Source organism: Devosia neptuniae (genome assembly GCF_025452235.1).
In the GTDB taxonomy this organism is placed as follows: domain Bacteria; phylum Pseudomonadota; class Alphaproteobacteria; order Rhizobiales; family Devosiaceae; genus Devosia.
The window spans coordinates 1,663,186-1,683,137 of the sequence record NZ_CP104965.1 but is presented as its reverse complement, the minus strand read 5'-3'; the positions used below and the strand labels follow the sequence as shown (position 1 = coordinate 1,683,137).

At 62.4% G+C, this 19,952-nt stretch carries 21 protein-coding genes; 10 read left to right on the top strand and 11 right to left on the bottom strand.

Features of this window, described 5'->3' with window-relative positions; genetic code table 11:
- The first annotated feature begins 107 nt into the window (after window positions 1-107).
- Together rpmB and N8A98_RS11095 are read left to right on the top strand one after the other, a co-directional pair.
- Window positions 108-395 carry a 50S ribosomal protein L28 gene (gene rpmB, locus N8A98_RS11100; RefSeq protein WP_035101533.1) on the top strand — a complete coding sequence of 96 codons (288 nt, stop codon included), beginning with the start codon at window positions 108-110 and terminating at the stop codon, window positions 393-395.
- A gap of 133 nt (window positions 396-528) precedes the next feature.
- The gene (locus tag N8A98_RS11095; protein ID WP_262171352.1) at window positions 529-1,215 is read left to right on the top strand and encodes a queuosine precursor transporter; all 687 of its coding nucleotides are present in this window, start codon (window positions 529-531) and stop codon (window positions 1,213-1,215) included.
- Window positions 1,216-1,417: 202 nt separating this feature from the next.
- Here the strand turns inward: N8A98_RS11095 and N8A98_RS11090 are convergent, their stop codons facing one another.
- From N8A98_RS11090 to N8A98_RS11070, 5 genes are all read right to left on the bottom strand, one after another.
- Window positions 1,418-2,410, bottom strand: a complete 993-nt coding sequence (locus N8A98_RS11090; RefSeq protein WP_262171350.1) for an esterase-like activity of phytase family protein — start codon at window positions 2,408-2,410, stop codon at window positions 1,418-1,420.
- On the bottom strand, window positions 2,407-4,296 hold the full coding sequence (gene cobT / locus N8A98_RS11085) for a cobaltochelatase subunit CobT (protein WP_262171348.1): 1,890 nt from the start codon (window positions 4,294-4,296) through the stop codon (window positions 2,407-2,409). Before cobT ends, N8A98_RS11090 begins: the two co-directional genes overlap by 4 nt.
- A gap of 15 nt (window positions 4,297-4,311) precedes the next feature.
- Window positions 4,312-5,052 (bottom strand): class I SAM-dependent methyltransferase, encoded by a 741-nt coding sequence (locus N8A98_RS11080; RefSeq protein WP_262171346.1) that lies wholly within the window; start codon window positions 5,050-5,052, stop codon window positions 4,312-4,314.
- A 37-nt stretch (window positions 5,053-5,089) separates the two neighbouring features.
- Window positions 5,090-6,073: a cobaltochelatase subunit CobS gene (gene cobS / locus N8A98_RS11075; RefSeq protein WP_113119849.1), complete on the bottom strand. Its 984-nt coding sequence runs from the start codon at window positions 6,071-6,073 to the stop codon at window positions 5,090-5,092.
- A 241-nt stretch (window positions 6,074-6,314) separates the two neighbouring features.
- Window positions 6,315-6,935, bottom strand: a complete 621-nt coding sequence (locus N8A98_RS11070) for a J domain-containing protein (RefSeq protein WP_113119850.1) — start codon at window positions 6,933-6,935, stop codon at window positions 6,315-6,317.
- 43 nt (window positions 6,936-6,978) lie between these two features.
- Between N8A98_RS11070 and N8A98_RS11065 the strand changes: the two genes are divergently transcribed.
- The gene (locus tag N8A98_RS11065) at window positions 6,979-7,251 is read left to right on the top strand and encodes a BolA family protein (protein ID WP_113119851.1); all 273 of its coding nucleotides are present in this window, start codon (window positions 6,979-6,981) and stop codon (window positions 7,249-7,251) included.
- 49 nt (window positions 7,252-7,300) lie between these two features.
- Here the strand turns inward: N8A98_RS11065 and aroB are convergent, their stop codons facing one another.
- Window positions 7,301-8,413, bottom strand: a complete 1,113-nt coding sequence (gene aroB, locus N8A98_RS11060) for a 3-dehydroquinate synthase (RefSeq protein ID WP_262171342.1) — start codon at window positions 8,411-8,413, stop codon at window positions 7,301-7,303.
- Between the two features lie 13 nt (window positions 8,414-8,426).
- Complete coding sequence (locus N8A98_RS11055) at window positions 8,427-9,005, bottom strand: shikimate kinase (RefSeq protein WP_262171341.1); 579 nt, start codon at window positions 9,003-9,005, stop codon at window positions 8,427-8,429.
- A gap of 173 nt (window positions 9,006-9,178) precedes the next feature.
- Here N8A98_RS11055 and N8A98_RS11050 point away from each other — a divergent pair, with 173 nt between their 5' ends.
- The 5 genes from N8A98_RS11050 (at window position 9,179) to N8A98_RS11030 (ending at window position 13,342) form a co-directional block, all read left to right on the top strand.
- Window positions 9,179-9,382 (top strand): histidine kinase, encoded by a 204-nt coding sequence (locus N8A98_RS11050; RefSeq protein ID WP_262171339.1) that lies wholly within the window; start codon window positions 9,179-9,181, stop codon window positions 9,380-9,382.
- A gap of 32 nt (window positions 9,383-9,414) precedes the next feature.
- Window positions 9,415-10,293 (top strand): tyrosine recombinase, encoded by an 879-nt coding sequence (locus N8A98_RS11045; RefSeq protein ID WP_262171953.1) that lies wholly within the window; start codon window positions 9,415-9,417, stop codon window positions 10,291-10,293.
- A 168-nt stretch (window positions 10,294-10,461) separates the two neighbouring features.
- Window positions 10,462-11,415 carry an acetyl-CoA carboxylase carboxyltransferase subunit alpha gene (locus tag N8A98_RS11040; protein ID WP_113119856.1) on the top strand — a complete coding sequence of 318 codons (954 nt, stop codon included), beginning with the start codon at window positions 10,462-10,464 and terminating at the stop codon, window positions 11,413-11,415.
- 144 nt (window positions 11,416-11,559) lie between these two features.
- Entirely contained in the window at window positions 11,560-12,567 is a 1,008-nt protein-coding gene (locus N8A98_RS11035) for a L,D-transpeptidase family protein (RefSeq protein WP_262171337.1), read from the top strand.
- Between the two features lie 109 nt (window positions 12,568-12,676).
- Window positions 12,677-13,342, top strand: coding sequence for a hypothetical protein (locus N8A98_RS11030; protein ID WP_262171335.1), 666 nt, complete (start codon window positions 12,677-12,679; stop codon window positions 13,340-13,342).
- Between the two features lie 84 nt (window positions 13,343-13,426).
- Here the strand turns inward: N8A98_RS11030 and secA are convergent, their stop codons facing one another.
- Entirely contained in the window at window positions 13,427-16,171 is a 2,745-nt protein-coding gene (secA, locus tag N8A98_RS11025) for a preprotein translocase subunit SecA (protein WP_113119858.1), read from the bottom strand.
- A gap of 410 nt (window positions 16,172-16,581) precedes the next feature.
- Here secA and N8A98_RS11020 point away from each other — a divergent pair, with 410 nt between their 5' ends.
- On the top strand, window positions 16,582-17,541 hold the full coding sequence (locus tag N8A98_RS11020; protein WP_262171333.1) for a peptidylprolyl isomerase: 960 nt from the start codon (window positions 16,582-16,584) through the stop codon (window positions 17,539-17,541).
- A 5-nt stretch (window positions 17,542-17,546) separates the two neighbouring features.
- Here N8A98_RS11020 and N8A98_RS11015 read toward each other — a convergent pair whose 3' ends face one another.
- Window positions 17,547-18,161, bottom strand: a complete 615-nt coding sequence (locus N8A98_RS11015) for a TetR/AcrR family transcriptional regulator (RefSeq protein ID WP_262171332.1) — start codon at window positions 18,159-18,161, stop codon at window positions 17,547-17,549.
- A 98-nt stretch (window positions 18,162-18,259) separates the two neighbouring features.
- On the opposite strand from N8A98_RS11015, the gene N8A98_RS11010 reads away from it, so the two are divergent.
- Window positions 18,260-18,505: a hypothetical protein gene (locus tag N8A98_RS11010; RefSeq protein ID WP_262171330.1), complete on the top strand. Its 246-nt coding sequence runs from the start codon at window positions 18,260-18,262 to the stop codon at window positions 18,503-18,505.
- A gap of 65 nt (window positions 18,506-18,570) precedes the next feature.
- On the opposite strand, the gene N8A98_RS11005 is transcribed toward N8A98_RS11010, so the two are convergent.
- Together N8A98_RS11005 and N8A98_RS11000 are read right to left on the bottom strand one after the other, a co-directional pair.
- Window positions 18,571-19,128, bottom strand: coding sequence for an HNH endonuclease (locus tag N8A98_RS11005; RefSeq protein ID WP_035101511.1), 558 nt, complete (start codon window positions 19,126-19,128; stop codon window positions 18,571-18,573).
- Window positions 19,129-19,228: 100 nt separating this feature from the next.
- Window positions 19,229-19,891, bottom strand: coding sequence for an alpha/beta hydrolase (locus N8A98_RS11000; protein WP_262171327.1), 663 nt, complete (start codon window positions 19,889-19,891; stop codon window positions 19,229-19,231).
- Between the last annotated feature and the right edge of the window lie 61 nt (window positions 19,892-19,952).

Below are 19,952 nucleotides of genomic sequence, written 5' to 3'. Positions count from 1 at the left end.
GCGCTCCCCCTTTTCTCTAAAGAGCGGCCAAGATTTCACAACAATCGAGGCCCGTCGCGGTATTGAGCCGCCACGTAGGACCTTTACACAAATTAGGATATCTCCAAATGGCACGTCGCTGTGAACTGACTGGCAAGGGCGTAATGACCGGGAACAACGTGTCCCACGCGCTCAACCGCACCCGCCGCCGCTTTCTCCCCAATCTGCTCAACGTGACGCTGATTTCGGACGCGCTGAACCGTCCGGTCAAGCTGCGCATCTCGGCTGCGGCCCTGCGCACCGTCGAGCACCGCGGTGGCCTCGACGCCTTCCTGCTCAAGCAGGACGACGCGACCCTGTCGACCCTGGCCCAGGGCATCAAAAAGGAAGTCCGCGCCGCTCTCGCTGCTGCCTGAGCGAAACGGTCGGCCTATAAGAATTAGCCGCGTGGATGACGTGTCCACGCGGTTTTGTTTTGCGCTATGATGGCCAAGACGAACATCCGCGCCGGTCTGCTGCCGGGCCGCGGTTACATTGAGGTGCATTCTGATGCTTGCTCGTTTCCTGGCGGCCGTTGCCGCCATGGTCGTGGTCGTCGCCGCGTCCAATATTCTGGTGCTGTTTCCGCTGCAGGTCCAGCTTGGTTCGGTTAACCTGGCCGATCTGTTGACCTGGGGCGCCTTCACCTTCCCCTTTGCCTTCCTCGTCACCGACCTCACCAACCGCTATGACGGCCCGCGCAATGCACGGCTCGTCGTTCTGGTCGGCTTCCTGGTGGGCCTGGGGCTCTCATTCTATCTCAGCTACCATCCGCTGCCCTGGAATGCCGAAGGCGGCCCCGCCACCACCCAGCGCATTGCCCTCGCCTCCGCTGCGGCTTTCCTCACCGGCCAATTGCTCGATATCGCTGTGTTCTCGCGCCTGCGCGCGGCCAAGGCCTGGTTCCTGCCGCCGCTGGCCGGTTCGCTGTTCGGCTCGCTGATCGATACGGCCATCTTCTTCACCGTCGCCTTCGCCCCGGCTCTGGTCGGCATCGACCTGCTGTTCGGCCTGGCCGATGGCTCCTTGGCCTTCCCCGCCCCCTGGCTGGGCATCGGCCCCGAAGTCCCGCTCTGGATCTCCCTGGCCTCCGGCGATTTCCTGGTAAAATTCCTCGCCGCCCTGCTGCTGCTGGCCCCCTACCGCGCCCTGATGGGCCGGATCATGCCCCTCCCGCCGCTTGGCGCGCGGGCGTAAGGGCACATCTCTCGATGGGGACACCGCGCCCGTCAAAAATGCGGTGTCACCCCGGCGCAGGCCGGGGCCCATCTCGAGATGATGCAACACGCCGCAAGGTCGCGGATCAGAACACCTACCTGGCGGTACGGAAAAGATCCCAGGATGGACCCCCGCCTGCGCCGGGGTGACATCGTGGGTGTGGCCGCTTCAGGGGATTGGTCTATTGCGGTAACCCAAATTCCAACAGCAGGCTCCGCTGCCAATCGTTGAAGTTATTGTCGGATCCAATAACAACCCGCGTTTCCCCATCTTTGGCCGTATAAACCGCCATCGACTCCATATTGTCGACCTCCCCGCCGCCGGCCGACAGCAGCACTTCGCCCGCCATCACATTGCCGGCCCGCACCTCGGCGGCCGGGACGCGGCGCAGGGCCATGGAAAAGCTCAGGAACGACACGCCGCGTTCGAGTACCAGCAGGTCCCCATTGGGCAGGAAAGCGCATTCGGTAGGGTCAGTCGCCGCGCTCGAACGATAGCTCACCGGCCCCTTGTCACTTTGCCCCAACAGCCACCCGCGATGATTGCCGTCCGCATCGAAGGCCCCCTCGGCAAGCAACAGCGTCGAACCGGCAATCGGAGAGCCGGCCGGCGCCACGCACACCGATTCCACTGTTCTATTGGTGCGCAATTGGCTGAGCCAATCGGGAATTGGCACCTCGCGCGCGGCGCCGCCGGGCACGCCATTGCTCAGCGCAAAATCGGCCACCCGCGTCAAATTCTCGAACCCCACCCGCACCGCCAACGGTAGCCCGTCGCGATAAACGGTATCCACTGACTCGGCATCCCGTGCATATTGCCGGGGCAGCAAATCACCCTTGGAATTGCGCATGGGCTCGATGGTGACGCCGATAAAGCCGAACAGCCGGTTCGCGTCATCATAGGCCAATTGCCCGGCGACGAAATTGCCGCGATCGCTGACAAACACCGCGCGGTGATCCGCCCCGGTAAAGGTCAGCCCCGACAGCCCCCCAAACGTGTCCTCCTGGCTGACCATGGCGATACCGCCCCGCCAGATCAGCTTGTCCACGGGCTGGTCGAGCGCGCTATCCTTGAAGCGGGTGATCTGGACGGCGCTGACGGTTACCTCGGCGGCTGCGGCGGGCTGTACGCCCGCCAGCAGCGCCATGATCCCGGCAGCAGCAATCAGTCTCATCCGCGGCCGCGCCGGCGCGATTGGGCCGGAGGTTCTTCATCGAACAGGGCAGCCAATTCATCCGTCAGCGCCCCGGCCAGTTCCTCGGCGTCGAGCAGCGTCACCGCCCGGCGGTAATAGCGCGTCACGTCATGCCCGATACCCACGGCCACCAATTGGATGGGCGAGCGCGTTTCGATATCCTCGATCACCTGGCGCAAATGGGCTTCCAGATAATTGCCGGCATTGACGCTCTGGGTTGAGTCATCGACCGGCGCGCCGTCGGAAATCACCATCAGGATGCGGCGGGCTTCCGGCCGCGCCATCAGCCGCTTGCGCGCCCATTCGAGCGCCTCGCCATCGATGTTTTCCTTGAGCAGTCCCTCGCGCATCATCAGGCCGAGATTGCGCCGCGCATGCCGCCAGGGCTCATCCGCTGCCTTGTAGATGATGTGACGCACGTCGTTGACGCGCCCCGGATTGGCCGGGCGATTAGCTTCGAGCCACGCCTCGCGGCTCTTGCCGCCCTTCCAGGCGCGGGTGGTAAAGCCCAGGATCTCGACCTTGACGCCGCAGCGCTCCAAGGTGCGGGCAAGAATATCGCCGCAGATCGCCGCAATGGTGATCGGCCGCCCGCGCATCGAGCCCGAATTGTCGATCAGGAGCGTGACGATCGTGTCGCGGAAATCGGTGTCCTTCTCGACCTTGAAGCTGAGCGCCTGCATCGGATCGGTCACCACGCGGGTCAATCGCGCCGTGTCCAGCAGACCTTCTTCGAGATCAAACTGCCAGCTACGGTTTTGCTTGGCCATCAACCGCCGCTGCAGCTTATTGGCCAGGCGCGCCACCGCACCCGCCAGGTTTTCCAATTGCTTGTCGAGCAGCGCCCGCAATTGATCCAGCTCGTCCGGCGGGCACAGTTCGGCCGCCTTGACGATTTCGTCGAATTTGGTGGTGAACACCTTGTACTGGAATTGGTTGGAGAGGCGCTCCCCGCCATCCTTGGCAGGCGGGGGCATGGGCGCGTCTTCGCCCGCTTCGGCGGCCGCGTCCTCATCGGTATCGGCCATGTCCGATTCCATGCCTTCGACGTCGCCGGTTTCTTCCGACTCGCCGGCCTGCTGGTCCTGATCGGCATCCGAGCTTTCGTTCTCGCCCTCGCCCTGCTCCGGCGCCTTGTCCGAGCTGTCCCCGGCATCGGGCTCCTGATTGTCGTCGCTCTCCTCGTCGGAAGCGTCCGGATCATCCAGCTCGCTTTCGGGCACCAGGTTGAGGTCACGCAGCAGCGCCTTGGCGGCCTTGGAGAACTCGTCCTGGTTCTCATAGCGCGTCAACAGATCCTCGAGCGACTTGCCGCCCTTGTCCTCGATCTCCTTGCGCCACAGATCGACCAGCGCATGCCCCGAAGGCGGCACCGGCACCCCTGCCAGCTTCTCGCGCAGCAACAGGCCAAGCGCCTCCGCGATGGGCGCGTCGCCCTTGTCATCGACCTCGGCAAAATTGGCGCGGAACAACCGGTCTTCCAGCATTTCCCCGATATTGCCGACCATGCCCGGCATGCGCACGCAGCCAAGCGCCTCGACGCGCGCCTGTTCCAGCGCATCGAATGCCGCCCGCGCCATGGGGTCCACGGGGCTACGCTTACGGTGGGTTTCGGGATCATGGCTGGCCAGCCGCATCGCCATGGCATCGCCCTGCCCGCGGGCAATGGCCACGTCGCGCCGGGTCGGCAGGCGCGGCAGATTGGCGAGACGCGCCTTGTCCGAGGTCAGCAGCGGCCGGTCGGAGGTGAAGGTCACCTCCAGATCCGCCTTGCCGCCAATGGCTCGCACGGTCGCACCCATGGCCGATTTGAAGACCTGGGTCTGGTCGGGTCTATTGGCTTTGCTGCGAGGAGGCTGTGCCATGAGGTTCGGTCCGGCTTAGTGTTCTTGGTCTGGCTTGTGTGCTGCCATCAGCAGCAGCATGGGCCGTATTATTTCGTCGGCAAGGCCGGGTATGGCCTTGAGATCATCCGCGCTGGGCGACCATTCATCCATGGCATCGATAACAAAGCCGGCCACCAGCAATGCGGTGACCATGGTCGACATCTTGCGGTGGTATTTGACGATGCCCTCGACCACCCAATTGGTCACCCGCTCGCCTTCGCGCGCATAATCGCTCAGCGCAAACACCCGCTTGCCATCAGACTCGAGCCATTCCGGCTCGCCCCGCGCCGCAAAAATCGGATGCTCCATCGAAAAGACGAAAGCACCGCCCGGCACCAATGCATCACGCACCTTGCGAACAAAGGCATCGAAGTCGCCGAGGTAATGCACGGCCAGCGAGGAGAACACGAGATCATAGGCGCCGGTCTGGGGCACATAGGTCTCAAGGTCAGCCTGCTCATAGCGGATCGGCAGGCCCGCCCCCCGCTCTTTGGCGCTGGCGATCATCTTTTCGGAGAGATCGACACCCACCACCTCGGCCGCACCCGCCTCCACCGCAAAGCGGCAAAAGGCGCCGAAGCCCGACCCCAGATCAAGGACGCGCTTGCCCGTCAGATCCGGCAACATAGCTTTAAGCGACGCCCATTCGGGAGCCCCAGCCAGTCCCTGGCGCGAACGCGGGAACTGGCTGTAACCCTCAAAGAATTTGGCGTCGTCATAGATATTCTGGGCCATGAGCCGATCCAGTCTGCCACGACCTCTGGGGCGTGGATTAAGCCGTCACCGCCAGATTGGCGGACGACTCGGGCAGGTCTTCCCCGAACACGCGCTGATAGAACTCGGCCACCACCGGGCGCTCGAGCTCGTCGCATTTGTTGAGGAAGGTCAGCCGGAACGCAAAACCGGTGTCGCCGCCGAAAATCTGCGTGTTCTCGGCCCAGGTGATCACCGTACGCGGGCTCATCACGGTGGACAGGTCCCCATTGATGAACGCCTGGCGCGTCAAATCGGCCAGTCGCACCATGTTGGAAATGAGCTTCTTGCCCTTTTCGGTCTCGCCATAGGCCTTGTTCTTGGCCAGGACGATGCCGACTTCCTTGTCATGCGGCAGGTAATTCAGCGTCGTCACCAGGCTCCAGCGGTCCATCTGACCCTGGTTGATCTGCTGGGTGCCGTGATAGAGGCCCGACGTATCGCCCAGACCAATCGTATTGGTGGTCGAGAACAGGCGGAACGCCGGATGGGGCACGATGACGCGGTTCTGGTCGAGCAGGGTCAGCCGACCTGCCACTTCCAGCACGCGCTGAATAACGAACATCACGTCGGGCCGGCCCGCATCATATTCGTCGAACACCAGAGCGACATTGTTCTGCACCGCCCATGGCAGAATGCCATCGCGGAATTCGGTGATCTGCTTGCCATCCTTGAGCACGATCGCGTCCTTGCCGACGAGATCGATACGCGACACGTGGCTATCGAGATTGACGCGCACCAGCGGCCAGTTCAGCCGCGCCGCGACCTGCTCGATATGGGTCGATTTACCCGTGCCGTGATAGCCCTGCACCATGACGCGGCGGTTGAACGCAAAGCCGGCCAGGATCGCCAAAGTGGTGTTGCGGTCGAACAGATAATCCGGATCGATCGGGGGCACATGGCTGGTGCGTTCGGCATAGCCCTTGACCACCATGTCGGTGTCGATCCCGAACAGGTCCCGGGCCTTGTAGTCGGTGTCGGGCAGATTGCTGAATTCACTCATTGGAGGGCTCTTGCAGGAAGGAGAGAAAATCGAGGCGGGAGAACGAAAAGACGGGCGCTCTATAGCAGCAATGTGACAAGGGGGGTAGCCGTGGATTGCTCACCCCTGCCTCTCGTGACGAGTTCGGTCAGGGAGAGTCGAAAATGGTGGTTTTCGAGAAGCCGGAGCGGAGCGTACATGAGTACGTGAGCACCGGAAGCGCAGAAAACTGCCATTTGCAGGCCTCCATCACCGAACTCAACTATTTGGCAACGAACCCCGCCTTCTTGAGATGCGAATAGGCCGCGATGATGGTGCGCAGCCGGTCCTCGGATGATTTGTCGCCGCCATTGGCATCGGGATGGTGGATCTTGACCAGGGTCTTGTAGGCCCGCTTGATCTCGTCCGATTTGGCATGACCCATAATGCCCAGCGTTTCGAGCGCCCGCCGGTCCGGCTCATGCAGCGGCTTGACGCGTTCGGAGGCCGGCGTCTGCGCCTGCCGGTGCCGGTAGCGCGCAAACACGCCGAACGGATCGCCATATTTGTCGCCGGGCCGCAGGCCCGCCGTGCTGGCCGGCCGTGCGCCCGCCTGACCCGTGGCAAAACTCTTGCGGGTATCGGCCTTGGGTGGCGCATGCAGCGCCTCTTCCAGCTCGTCCTTCTCCATGCCGGCGAAGAAATTGAAGGCGGTATTGTAGTGGCGCACATGCTCGAGGCAGAAATGATGATACTGCCCCTCGCTGCGATGCCCCTTGGGTGCCTTGTGCGTACCGGGCCGGTCACAGCCTTCCCAGTCGCAGATCTGCTCCACCGGCGCAGGCTTCTCTTCCCGGCGCGGCCTGATGCGAATGTTATCGAACAGCTTGGATTGCAGTTTCATTCTCGCCTAGTTACTTGCCAATAGACCAAAGGAACCTGCCACGATGTCCGCCAGACAGACCATCATAGCCAAGCTCACCGCTAAATTTGCCCCCGCTTTCCTCGATGTGATCGACGAGTCGAGCCAGCATCATGGTCACGCCGGGTGGCGCGAGGGTGGTGAAACCCATTTTCGTGTCAGAATCGCGACCCGTCATTTTGACGGTCTAAGCCGCGTCGCGCAACACCGCGCGGTCATGGACGCGCTCGAAACCGAACTCAAAGGCCCCGTACACGCCCTGGCCATCGATGTTCTGCCTGCCGAAGGGCCGTTCTAGCCACAAGGTCGGGGCCGCAAGATACAGCATTATCTGTCGGGATGGGCGTCTATCTGCGCATCTCATCCAAAAATGCTGATACCGCCTCCGGCGCCACGCCTTTTTCGATGAAGGCCTTGCCGATACCGCGCGTCAGAATGAAGGTCAGCGCCCCACGCGAGACCTTCTTGTCCTGCGCAATGGCTGCCATCAAAGTCTCGGTGGAGCCAAGCCCGCCTTCGATATCACCCAATATGGTTGGCAGGCCCGCATTTTTCAAATGCGCGGCAATCCGCCCGGCGTCCTGGCTTGGCGCGAGGCCCAGTCTGGCGGAAAAGCCATGCGCCAGCACCATGCCGATACTGACCCCCTCGCCATGCAGCAGGCGGTCGGAATAGCCGGTATCCTTTTCCAGCGCATGCCCGAAAGTATGCCCCAGATTGAGCAGCGCCCGGACGCCCAATTCCTTTTCGTCCTCGATCACCACCCGCGCCTTATGCGCACAGCAGCGGGCAATGGCCTCGCCCCGGGCCGGCCCGCCAGCAAAAATCTCTTCGCGCTTTTCCTCGAGCCAGAAGAAGAAATCCTCGTCGTCGATCAGCCCATATTTGACCACTTCGGCATAGCCGGAGGCAAATTGGCGGGGCGCCAGCGTGTCCAGCGTCGACAAATCCGCCAGCACCAGCCGGGGCTGGTGAAACGCCCCGATCAAATTCTTGCCATGCGGCGAATTGATCCCGGTCTTGCCGCCCACCGAGCTATCGACCTGCGCCAATAGCGAGGTCGGCATCTGCACGAAATCCATGCCGCGCCGCGCGATCGCGGCGGCAAATCCGGCCAGATCCCCAATCACCCCGCCGCCCAGCGCGATCACCAGATCGCCCCGCTCCAGCCGCGCCGCCAATATGCCCTCGACTGCCGCCTGCAGCCCGGGCCAGCCCTTGGTGCTTTCCCCCGGCGGCAGCACGATCTCGCTATGCCCCAGCCCCGCTGCATCCATCGACGCGATCAGCCGTGGCAATTGCGCCTTGGCCACGTTTTCATCGGTGATGATGCCAAAACGCCTGCCGGGAAAGCGCTCGGCCAGGATCGCCCCGGCCTCATCGATCAGCCGGTCGCCGATCAGAATGTCATAGGCGCGCTCGCCCAGTGCAACGTGAACCTTGTGGGCGATATCGGCCATGAGCGAAACAGTCCTAATTCTTGAGATGGGCCAGCACGGCCTCGATCACATCGGCGGCCACCACATCCTGCGGCACATCGCGCGACAGCACGGTCACATGGGCATCGGCATAGATGGGATAGCGTTCGGCAATCAATTTTTCGAGCGTCTGGCGCGGATTGGCCGTCTTGAGCAGGGGCCGATTGGAGCGCCGCGATACCCGCTCGAACAGAATATCAGCCTCGGCCTTGAGCCAGATCGAGATAGCCTCGGCATTGACCAGCGCCCGCGTTTCCTCGCTGACAAAAGCGCCGCCGCCCGTTGCCAGAATGATATCGGGATCCTTGAGCACCCGGGCAATCACCCGGGCCTCCCCGGCCCGGAATTCGGCCTCGCCACGCTGCTCGAAGATCTCGGGAATGCTCATTTGCGCGGCTTTTTCGATCTCTTCGTCGCTATCAAGAAACAGCCGATTGAGCTTGGCCGCCAGCCGCCGCCCTACCGTCGTCTTGCCCGCCCCCATCATGCCGACAAGCACGATCGGCCTGCCGCCCAACAGGGCAGCAAGTTCCTCGGCGCGGGCCTGCCGCTTTGCCGGATCGGATCGGCTCAATTGGGGCTCCAAGTCTTGTTTGCGCGCTATCAAGCCGTCCCGGTCCTGCCTGTCAAGAACATGCAGGCGCTTCCCGCATTTCGAGGAGGCAAAATGGGCAAACTGGACTATGCCTACCAGATGGAAACCATTTGCGGTCAATTTTACGCAAAGAGTTCAACCGCCGGATCGCCATGCCCACGCTCATCCGCCTGATCATCATTCTGCTGTTTCTCGCCGGCCTGGTCTATGGCGGCATGATTGCGCTGGTGACCTATGTGCAGCCAACGCCCAAGGAAACCACGATCCGCATTCCCCAGCGCGACCTGCTTGGCGGCGGCGAGCCCACCCTGCCCGGCCAGGCACCAACGCCCACCGATCCGGCGCCCACGCCGTGAGCGGAGACCATCTCATCGGCTCATTTCTTGAGATGATGTCGGCCGAACGCGGCGCCGCCAAAAACACCATCGAAGCCTATGGCCGCGACCTCACTGACTATGCCGGCTTCGTCAAAGCCCAAAAGCAGACCCTGCTCACCGCGCCCCGCGAAACCGTCACCGCCTATCTCGATGACCTACGCAGCCAAGGCCTATCGGCCTCGTCCAGCGCTCGCCGCCTCTCGGCCATCCGCCAGTTCCATCGCTTTCTGTGCGCCGACAATCTGCGTGGCGACGATCCAACGCGCATTGTTTCGAGCCCCAAAAGCCGCCGCGCCTTGCCCAAAGTGCTGTCCATCGCTGAGGTGGATAAGCTCCTGACCACCGCCGAAGCCGAAGCCAATACCCCCGCCACTCCGCCAAAGCAGGCCGCCGCCCTGCGGCTCTATCTGCTGCTCGAACTGCTCTACGCTACCGGCATGCGCGTGTCCGAACTGGTCAGCCTCAAGCGCTCCGCCGTGATGCGCGACGCCAGTTTCATCACCATTATCGGCAAGGGCAACAAGGAGCGCGTCGTGCCGGTCAATGACCGCGCCCGCGACGCCATCCGCGTCTATCTCAAAACGCTGGAACCCGGTGCCTATCTTTTCCCCGCCACCGGCGCCGAGGGTTATCTTTCCCGCCAGGTCTTTGCTCGCGATCTCAAGCTGCTCGCCGGCCGCGCCGGTATCAGTTCGGCTCGCGTCGCGCCCCACGTGCTGCGCCACGCCTTTGCCAGTCACCTGCTGGGTGGTGGCGCCGACCTAAGGGTGGTGCAGATGCTGCTCGGCCATGCCGATATCTCGACCACCCAGATTTACACCCATGTGCTCGACGAAAAGCTGCGCAGCCTTGTGGAGCAGCACCATCCCCTGAGCGATTCCGCGAAATAGGTGGCTGTGCGTTGCTCGAAATGTTAGCCAGATGTGCACCGATTAAGCGCATTAGCGTTGTGGTCTTGACTCGGAGGTGATCGGTCGCCACTTTCCGGCCACTTTGGGGCGCAAGAGCAGCCCCCTACTTCTATGGTCGCAGCAAAACGACCCCAAACGGGCGGTGGGATGCAGTCTTATCTCGATTTCGAAAAGCCGGTAGCCGATCTTGAAGGCAAGATCGCCGAACTCAAGTCGCTCGCGGCGACCGACCAGGCTGTGTCCATCGATGAGGAAGTCAACCGCCTGTCGAGCCGCGCCGACGAGGCGCTGGTCGAGATCTATAAAAAGCTGACGCCCTGGCAGAAAACCCAGGTTGCCCGCCACCCTCAGCGCCCACACTTTTCCGACTACATCACCGGCCTGATCACCGAGTGGAGCCCGCTTTCGGGTGACCGCAAATTCGGCGAAGACGCCGCTGTGCAGGCCGGTTTCGGGCGCTTCAACGGCCAGCCCGTCGCCATTCTCGGCCAGGAAAAGGGCAATTCCACCGAAAGCCGCCTCAAGCACAATTTCGGCATGGCCCGCCCCGAAGGCTATCGCAAGGCCGTCCGCATCATGGACATGGCCGACCGTTTCAATATCCCGGTCATCTCCTTCGTTGATACCGCCGGCGCCTATCCCGGCATCGGCGCCGAAGAGCGCGGCCAGGCCGAGGCCATTGCCCGCTCCACCGAAAAATCGCTCGAACTGGGCGTACCCAACTTGGCCATCATCATCGGCGAAGGCGGCTCGGGCGGCGCCATCGCCATTGCCACCACCAATCGCGTGCTCATGCTCGAACACGCCATCTACTCGGTGATATCCCCCGAAGGCGGCGCCTCCATCCTGTGGAAAGACGCGGCCAAGGCCCAGGACGCCGCCACCACCATGAAGATCACCTCGGCCGATCTTCTGGCCTTCGGCGTGGTCGATGGCATCATTCCCGAGCCCACCGGCGGCGCTCATCGCCATCCCGAGCAGATCATGGCCTCGACCAGCGCGGCCATCGACAAGTTCCTGGCGGACTTTGCCGGCAAGGGGCGGCTGGAAACTCGCGAACATCGCCGCGAAAAGTTCCTCGCCATCGGCACGACGCTCTAGGAAGCCATCACATCTTCGCGTGAACGGCCCGCTTCCAGCCAATTTTTCGGCATGGTAAGGAATCGTTCACCGCGAATACTCATGCTGCGGTAACTATGGCCCGCTAAGGGTCACTCCAATTATCGCATCATCTGGCGGCTCCCGGTGTCCACGCTTCTGCGCAATATCTGCTCGCTGATCATCCTGCTGTGGCTGGCTTTCGGCCTTGCCGCCTGCACGACCTTCGTCAAGGGCGGCAATGAAAAGGCCAATCGGCCGCTCTCGAGCGAAACGCTGGCGGGGCTAGCCCGTATCGGCTCCTCGCCATCCGAGCCCATGGTCATCCGCGTCTTCAAGCAGGAAGAAGTGCTCGAAGTGTGGAAACGCACCAAATCGGGCCAGTATGCGCTGTTCAAGCAATACGCCATCTGCGCCTATTCGGGCGGACTGGGGCCGAAGGTCAAGGAAGGCGACTATCAGAGCCCCGAGGGTTTTTACACCATCACCCCCGGCCTGATGAACCCGAACTCGTCCTATTACCTGGCCTTCAATGTCGGCTTTCCCAATAAGTTCGACCGTGCTCTTGGCCGTACCGGCTCCAATCTGATGGTGCATGGCGATTGCAAATCGGTAGGCTGTTTCGCCATGACCGATGCGGGCATTGCCGAAATTTATGCGCTGGCACGCGAAACCTTCAAGGGCGGCAACCCGAGCTTCCAGATTCAGATCCTGCCCTATCGCATGAGCAGCGCCAAGCTGGCCCAGAACGTGGCCAGCCCGCATCTCGATTTCTGGCGCAATATCAAGGAAGGCTCCGACATTTTCGAGCTGACCAAGACTCCGCCCGTCTGGGATGTCTGCGAAGGGCGCTATATTTTCAACGCCAACAATCGCACTCCGCTCGATGCGCTGGGCCCCTGCCCGCCGGTGAGCCGCAGCCCGCAATTGCTGGCGCTACAGGCCGCTGATACCACAGCGATTGAAAGCCATCAGACCAGTGCCCAGCGCAAGGCCAGCGAGCAGGCTGCCATCAAGGCCCGCGGCGAGGCCATTAACGGCGCTGTCACCGGACTGTTTGGCGGCTTGGGCAATGTCTTTGGCGGCGCTAGGGATGCCGATGTCGTGCCGGTGATGAGCGGAAAAATCGCCCCGATCCCCGCTATTCGCCCTTGAAGCGCGGCTAACGCGCGCCGACATCAGCGCGAGCAATTTGGCTGAGCATCATGCTTGGGCCGTATTCCGGCGCAATGACAACGCGCTGGCGCATGATGGAGACCTGGCAGTGCAAGACACCTGGACACTGGGCGGCGTTTCCAAGGAGGAGCCGGCCACGGCTTCTTCTCCCGGGACCCAGAAACCGCCCCGCCAGCCGGTCACGGGCCGGGTGCTGAGCTTCGTCGTGGGCCTGGTCGGCGTGGCTGCCATTGCGGCCGCCGGCTGGGTCTATACCGAGACCCAGCGCGATATCGCCCGTATCTCCACCGACATTGCGCAAATCCGCCTGAGCCTGGCGCTCTATGGCCAGCAAGGCACAACGGCACCCGCAGCAGCGCCGGCCAGCAATGACGGGGCCCTGCGGGACCTGGCCAATCGCCTGGCCATCCTCGAACAGAACTGGCGCAGCGGCACGGCGCCGGCCGCCCTGCCGGCCGTTCCTGCGGCCCCCGATGCAGCGCCCACGGGCCCGGCAGCTAGCGCCGCCAATGCCGATTGCCTGCCCGATGGCATGCGCATCCTGGTTTCGGCGGGCGACAGCTACCCGATCTGCAACAACACGGCCAAGGTGGATATCGCCGTAGTGGACAATGGCTTCATCACCTTGGCTGGCGGCACCACCATCGCCTCCGGCGCCACCATTCCCCTGCCCGACAGCACCTGCAATATCAGCGTCATGTCCTCTGGCGATGGCGGCACCACCGGCTTCGCCGAAATCCGCGTGAAGTGCTGAGCGGGTAGCGCCATCCCATTCCGCACAAACAAAAAAGCCCGGGCATCACTGCCCGGGCTTTTATCTATCCGGCCAAACCGGCGCCTAGAACGCGCCGTGGCAATGCTTGAATTTCTTGCCCGAGCCACAGGGGCAAGGTGCATTGCGCGATACGCCAACCAGCAGCTTGGGATCGACCGGCCGCAGCGATGGATCGCTGCCCACCGCACCCAGCGAATCCGCGATCGTGTCACCACCATCGGCATCGTTCTCGCCGGTCAGCGGATCGATATGGGTTTCGCGAATGCGGGAGAAATCGGGCGCCGGCGGCGCTACCGGGCGCGGCTGCAGCACGACATGGCTGAGCTGGGTGGTCACCAGTTCGCGCATATTGGTCAGCAGCGCCTGGAATAGCTCATAGGCTTCCTGCTTGTATTCGTTGAGTGGATCGCGCTGGGCGATGCCGCGCCAGCCCACGACCTTGGAGAGGTGATCCAGCGTCACCAGATGCTCGCGCCACAGCCCGTCGATCGACTGCAGCAGGATGGTTTTTTCCACCTGCCGCATCACGGTTGGGTTGGGCGTGCCGGCTGCTTCAAACGCCTGCAGCGTCTGAGCTTCCTTGGCCGCAGCAGCGGCATCGGCCGCCTCGATCAGTCGCTCCGTCACGATTTCCGCATCGATCCCCTCTTCCTCGGCCCATGCCTTCACCGGCACGTCGAGGTTGAGATAGGTCTTGGCAGCCGCTTCCAGCTGCTCGGTATTCCACTGCTCGGGATAGGACCGCGCCGGGATCGCCTTGGCAACGAGCGTTTCGATCAGATCGTGGCGCATTTCCACGACCGTCTCGCTGACATCCTCGGCATCCATCATTTCCAGACGCTGCTCGAAGATCACCTTGCGCTGATCATTCATCACGTCGTCGTATTTGAGGATGTTCTTGCGGATATCGAAGTTGCGCGCTTCGACCTTGCCCTGCGCCCGCTCGATGGCCTTGGTCACCCAGGGATGGGTGATCGATTCGCCCTGTTCCAGGCCCAGCTTGCCCAGCATGGAATCCATCGATTCCACCGGGAAGATGCGCATCAGGTCGTCCTGCAAGCTCAGGAAGAAGGCCGAATGGCCCGGATCGCCCTGACGGCCCGACCGACCGCGCAGCTGGTTGTCGATGCGGCGGCTTTCATGCCGTTCGGTACCGATCACCATCAGCCCGCCCGCGGCCAAAGCCTTGGCCTTGTCCTCGGCAATTGTCCTCTTGATGTCGGCGATCTTGGCCTCGCGCGCCTCGCCCTCCAGCCCGGCGGCCTCTTTCTCGATACGCATTTCGAGATTGCCGCCCAGCTGAATGTCGGTACCGCGGCCAGCCATATTGGTGGCAATGGTGATGGCGCCCGGCAGGCCGGCATCGGCAACGATGAAGGCTTCCTGCTCGTGGTGGCGCGCATTCAGCACGTTCATGGAGCCGACATTCTTCTTGCGCAGCAGTTCGGCCAGCATTTCCGACTTCTCGATCGAGGTCGTGCCCACCAGCACCGGCTGGCCGCGCTCCTGGCATTGCTTGATCAGATCGGCGATGGCGTCGAATTTTTCCGCAGCCGTGCGGTAGATTGCGTCCTCGTCATCCTTACGCGCCACCGGCACGTTGGTGGGGATGGTGACCACGTCGAGCTTATAGATATCGGCGAATTCTTCGGCTTCCGTCGAGGCCGTACCGGTCATGCCGGCCAGCTTCTTGTAAAGGCGGAAATAATTCTGGAAGGTAATCGAGGCCAGCGTCTGGTTTTCCGGCTGGATCTTGACGTGTTCCTTGGCTTCAAGCGCCTGGTGCAGACCTTCCGAATAGCGGCGACCCGGCATCATGCGACCGGAGAATTCGTCGATGATCACCACTTCGTCGTCGCGGACGATATAGTCCTTGTCCTTGCGGAACATCTTGTGAGCGCGGAGTGCCGAATTGGCGTGGTGCACCAGGGCGACGTTTTCCACGTCATACATCGAGGCCGATTTGAGCAGGCCATCAGCCGCCAGGCGCTCTTCGAGCTTTTCGATGCCCGCATCGGTAAAGGTCGCCGAACGCTGCTTCTCGTCGATCTCGAAATCGCCTTCGTCGAGAATAGCCATCAGCTCGTCGATCTTGACGTAAAGATCGGAGCGGTCTTCGGACGGACCCGAAATGATCAGCGGCGTGCGCGCCTCATCGATCAGGATGGAGTCCACTTCGTCGACGATCGCATAGGCATGGCCGCGCTGCACCATCTGGGCGCGCGTATATTTCATGTTGTCGCGCAGATAGTCGAAGCCGAATTCGTTATTGGTGCCATAGGTAATGTCGGCGGCGTAGGCGGCCTTGCGCTCCGGGTCGGTCAGCCCGTGCACGATAATGCCGTAGCTCATCCCCAGGAAATTGTAGATCTGCCCCATCCAGGCAGCGTCGCGGCGGGCCAGGTAATCGTTGACCGTAACCACGTGGACGCCTTCACCCGTCAGCGCATTGAGATAGACGGCCAGCGTTGCCACCAGCGTCTTGCCTTCACCGGTCCGCATCTCGGCGATGGAACGATCGTTCAGCACCATGCCGCCGATCAGCTGCACATCGAAATGCCGCATACCCAGCACGCGCTTGGAGGCTTCACGTACCGCCGCGAAAGCCGGCACGATCAGCTCGTCCAGCTTGGCGCCCTTTTCCAACCGCGACTTGAATTCGGCCGTCATGCCGCGCAGGGCATCGTCGGTCATTTTGGCGAATTCGGGCTCGAGTGCGTTGATCGCATCCACCTTGCCCTGGAACCGCTTGACGTGCCGATCGGACGGAGAACCGAATATCCGCCGGGCGAGCGCAGCAAGTGCCATATGTCAGGTCCTTTTTTTGATCATCGGCGCGGGCGCGCAGGGCCTAGGCGGTCTCGGTCGGGTACCTTACCCGGCTGGCCTCGTCGGCGCGATGACAAAGCCGTTGCGGCTTCACGATCTCGTTTGTTCCCGCGGCAAGTCAGGACGTCATTGTCCATTGCCTTGCCAGGGGCCTTGAAAAGCGCGTGAGATGTAAGAGCGAGCCATTGTCTTGTCAACGCCGCCGAAATGGGCGACACCTCCTGCGCCCGCCGGAAACCCGGCCCAAACCGGCAATTAGGCCTCTCTACTGCCGCCGTCTCCTCACAAGTAGCGGCGCGGCACATTTTGGCCCCGATGCCGTGTGAGGGCAGGCCGACCAGTAACGAGCCCAGGCGCCACCGGATGCGCCGGCCAAGGAGAATGTCCTGATGTCCTTTTCGACCCTGCGCCTTGCCACGACTGCCAGCGTGCTGGCGCTGCTCATGGCGGCCAATGCTGTCGCCCCCGCTTTCGCGCAGGACGCAGCTCCCGCTCCCGCCGCTGAGGCCCCTGCTGCCGAAGCACCTGCGCCTGTATCTCCCGACGCTGTGGTCGCAACGGTTGGTGGGGAAACCATCACCGAAGCCGATCTGAGCTTTGCGGCCGAAGACCTGACCCAGGAACTCAGCCAGATGCCGGCCGACCAGCGCCGGCCATTCCTGCTGCGAGTGCTGATCGACATGAAGGTCATGGCCAAGGCCGGCCGCGATGCCGGCATGGGCGACACGCCCCTGTTCAAGCAGCGCCTGGCCTATCTTGAAGAACGCGCCCTGCGCCGCGCCTATTTCGCCGATGCCATCGCCAATTCGGTGACGGAAGAAGCCGTGCGCGCCGAATATGACAAGCTCGTCGCCGACTTCAAGCCGGCCGAGGAAATCCGCGCCAGCCACATCCTGGTCGCCACCGAAGAAGAAGCCAAGGCGATCAAGGCCGAGCTCGATGGCGGCGCCGATTTCGCCACCATCGCCAAGGAAAAGTCGATCGATCCGGGCGCAGCCAATGGCGGCGATCTCGGCTTTTTCGGCAAGGGCATGATGGTCGCTCCCTTCGAGGAAGCTGCCTACGCCCTGACCGAAATCGGCCAGGTCTCCGAGCCGGTGCAGTCCCAGTTCGGCTGGCACATCATCAAGCTCGAGGAAAAGCGCGAATCCGCTCCGCCCACCTTCGAGCAGGTCGCCAGCCAGTTGCAGCAGCAATTGCTGATGACCACTTTTGACGGCACCGTTGCCAAGCTGATGGAAGGCGTCACCATCGACATTCCCGACGCGGCCCTCGACGCCGCTGTCAAGGCACAGTCCGAGCCGGCCGCCGCCGCGGGTGAAGGCGAAGCCGCTCCCGCCGCGCAGTAAGCGTCCTATGGTCCGGGGGTTAACAGCCCCCGGACCAATTGCCGAGCCGCCTGCCGCATCTCCTCCGGATCCGCGATCAGCCGCCCGGTCAGCAGCCGATGCCAGGCAAACCCCGCCAGCATGTCGGCAGCCAGCCCCGTATCGATATCGGCGGCCAATTCGCCCCGCGCCACGCCCCGCTCGAAAATCTGCCCGGATTGCTGGCGTCGCTCAAGCGCATAGGCCCGCAGCGAAGCGGCGGCCGCCTCGTCGCGTTGGGCTTCGGCGACAATGAAGCGGAACACCTGCCCGGCACCGGTATTGCCCCAATGGGCAAAGACGCCGGTGAAGAAGGCGACCACGTCGCCCTCCACGCTGCCGGTATCCATATGCACATTTGCCGGCTTGTGCCGGTGATAGACCTCGAGCAGCAAAGCCGTTCGGCCCGGCCACCATTTATAGATGGTCGGCTTGCCGGCCCGGGCCCGCTTGGCCACCGCCTCGATGGAAAACCCGGCAATGCCTTCCTCTTCCACGATGGCCTGAGCCGCGTCGAGAATGGCTTCCTGGGTATCGGGATTGCGCCGCGCCCCAATGGATCGGCGGCGCTCCTCGCTATCGTCTGCGCTCGGCTCTGTCATGTCAGCAATATCGGACAGAACGCGTCGAAAGAAAAGACTTGAACGAAACGTGTCGTTCTCATATATAACGAAACGTACCGTTTCAATGGAGCTTGGAAATGAAGCCCTCTCTCGCTGCACGTCTGCGCATGGCCGCAGTCATGACCCTGGCCGTCTATCCGGTCGTGACCCTTTATCTCTACATCCTGATGCCGCTCACCACCGGATGGGAAATCTGGCAGCGAAGCCTCGTGCTGGTGCCCTTCATGGCAACCACCATCGTCCTGCTGATCGTGCCGCTGATTACCCGCTATTTCGGCGCTTTTATCGCCGGCCGCAAACCCGCAGCCGCTCAGGCGGCGTGAGACCTCAATAAATCGCGTGAGCAATGAAAAATCCCGCCGGTGAAAGCCAGGCGGGATTTTCGTTATTACGGCTCGAGTTCGATGTCCCAGTAGAGATAGTCGAGCCAGCTCTGGTGCAAATGGTTGGGCGGGAAGGCCCGGCCATTATTGTGCAGATCATGCACCGTGGGGTGATAGGGCGCCTGATGAGGATACATCTTGATTTCGCTGGGCAGCCGATTGGCCTTGCGCAGATTGCACGGCGCGCAGGCGGCCACGACATTGTCCCAGGTGGTCAGCCCGCCCTTGGAGCGCGGAATCACGTGGTCGAAGGTCAGGTCATCCTTGGAACCGCAATATTGGCACTGGAAGCGATCGCGCAGGAACACGTTGAAGCGGGTAAAGGCGGGATGCCGCGCCGGCTTCACATAATCCTTGAGCGACACCACGCTAGGCAGCTGCATTTCGAAGCTGGGCGAGTGGATGACCGTATCGTAATGGCTGACAATATTGACCCGATCCAGGCACACAGCCTTGATCGCATCCTGCCAAGACCACAATGACAAGGGATAGTAACTGAGCGGCCGGAAGTCGGCGTTCAGAACGAGTGCGGGACAGGCCTCAGGCGACACGTGGATCGTCACTTGAGTCTCCCGGATCGGGAATCGAGTAAGTCCATAGCCCCCTTATACTAGGCCCTTTGTGTCAGGGCTGTGAAGCGGGCATGTGCAGAGGCACGCGTGATTATTTTTCGAGCTGGCGGGCGATGAATGCGCTGGCAAAAGCCAGACCGTCCGGCGCAATGCCATGCCCAACGCCGGGGCTGACATGATAGGCCACATCATAGCCGGCCAGTCGCAAGGCCACATCGGCATCGGCGCTCAGTTCAGGATCGACCACCGGGTCCATGTCCCCATGCACGAGACACACCGGCTGCCTGGCGAACGTCCCCTCGGCAAAACCTTCTGCGGGCAGGAAGGCGCCTGAAAACGCAATGATCCCCATCAGCGGCTCGGGCAGCGACAGGCCCACATGCAGCGCCATCATCGCGCCCTGGCTGAACCCGGCGAGAATGGTGTGCTGCGGCGTTACCCCGGTCTGGCGCCATAGATCGTTAAGAAACTCGACCAGCACCGGCCGCGCCTGCACCACACCCATTTGCCGGCTGGCCAGTCGATCGCCTTCATAGTCGATGTCGAACCACTGGTAGCCCGCCGCATTGACCCGGCACGCTTCGGGCGCATTGGGCGAAACGAACAGCGCATCGGACAAAATATCCTGCCAATGCGGCGCCAGCCCGATCAGGTCGGCACCATCGCTGCCATAGCCATGCAGCAGCACCACGGCATGGTTGGGCTGCCCGCCCGATTTAGGCGCAAGCATGGGACCGGAGAGTTTTGCGGACATGGCGATTTCCAAAAATGACCGGCGCACCCTGCCCCGCCAGGGCGCAAAAATCCAGCCGCAG

Coding starts and splice junctions, on each gene's coding strand:
- rpmB (WP_035101533.1), top strand. CDS start 108: ATGGCACGTCGCTGTGAACTGACTGGCAAGGGCGTAATGACCGGGAAC.
- N8A98_RS11095 (WP_262171352.1), top strand. CDS start 529: ATGCTTGCTCGTTTCCTGGCGGCCGTTGCCGCCATGGTCGTGGTCGTC.
- N8A98_RS11090 (WP_262171350.1), bottom strand. CDS start 2,410: ATGAGACTGATTGCTGCTGCCGGGATCATGGCGCTGCTGGCGGGCGTA.
- cobT (WP_262171348.1), bottom strand. CDS start 4,296: ATGGCACAGCCTCCTCGCAGCAAAGCCAATAGACCCGACCAGACCCAG.
- N8A98_RS11080 (WP_262171346.1), bottom strand. CDS start 5,052: ATGGCCCAGAATATCTATGACGACGCCAAATTCTTTGAGGGTTACAGC.
- cobS (WP_113119849.1), bottom strand. CDS start 6,073: ATGAGTGAATTCAGCAATCTGCCCGACACCGACTACAAGGCCCGGGAC.
- N8A98_RS11070 (WP_113119850.1), bottom strand. CDS start 6,935: ATGAAACTGCAATCCAAGCTGTTCGATAACATTCGCATCAGGCCGCGC.
- N8A98_RS11065 (WP_113119851.1), top strand. CDS start 6,979: ATGTCCGCCAGACAGACCATCATAGCCAAGCTCACCGCTAAATTTGCC.
- aroB (WP_262171342.1), bottom strand. CDS start 8,413: ATGGCCGATATCGCCCACAAGGTTCACGTTGCACTGGGCGAGCGCGCC.
- N8A98_RS11050 (WP_262171339.1), top strand. CDS start 9,179: ATGCCCACGCTCATCCGCCTGATCATCATTCTGCTGTTTCTCGCCGGC.
- N8A98_RS11045 (WP_262171953.1), top strand. CDS start 9,415: ATGATGTCGGCCGAACGCGGCGCCGCCAAAAACACCATCGAAGCCTAT.
- N8A98_RS11040 (WP_113119856.1), top strand. CDS start 10,462: ATGCAGTCTTATCTCGATTTCGAAAAGCCGGTAGCCGATCTTGAAGGC.
- secA (WP_113119858.1), bottom strand. CDS start 16,171: ATGGCACTTGCTGCGCTCGCCCGGCGGATATTCGGTTCTCCGTCCGAT.
- N8A98_RS11020 (WP_262171333.1), top strand. CDS start 16,582: ATGTCCTTTTCGACCCTGCGCCTTGCCACGACTGCCAGCGTGCTGGCG.
- N8A98_RS11015 (WP_262171332.1), bottom strand. CDS start 18,161: ATGACAGAGCCGAGCGCAGACGATAGCGAGGAGCGCCGCCGATCCATT.
- N8A98_RS11010 (WP_262171330.1), top strand. CDS start 18,260: ATGAAGCCCTCTCTCGCTGCACGTCTGCGCATGGCCGCAGTCATGACC.
- N8A98_RS11000 (WP_262171327.1), bottom strand. CDS start 19,891: ATGTCCGCAAAACTCTCCGGTCCCATGCTTGCGCCTAAATCGGGCGGG.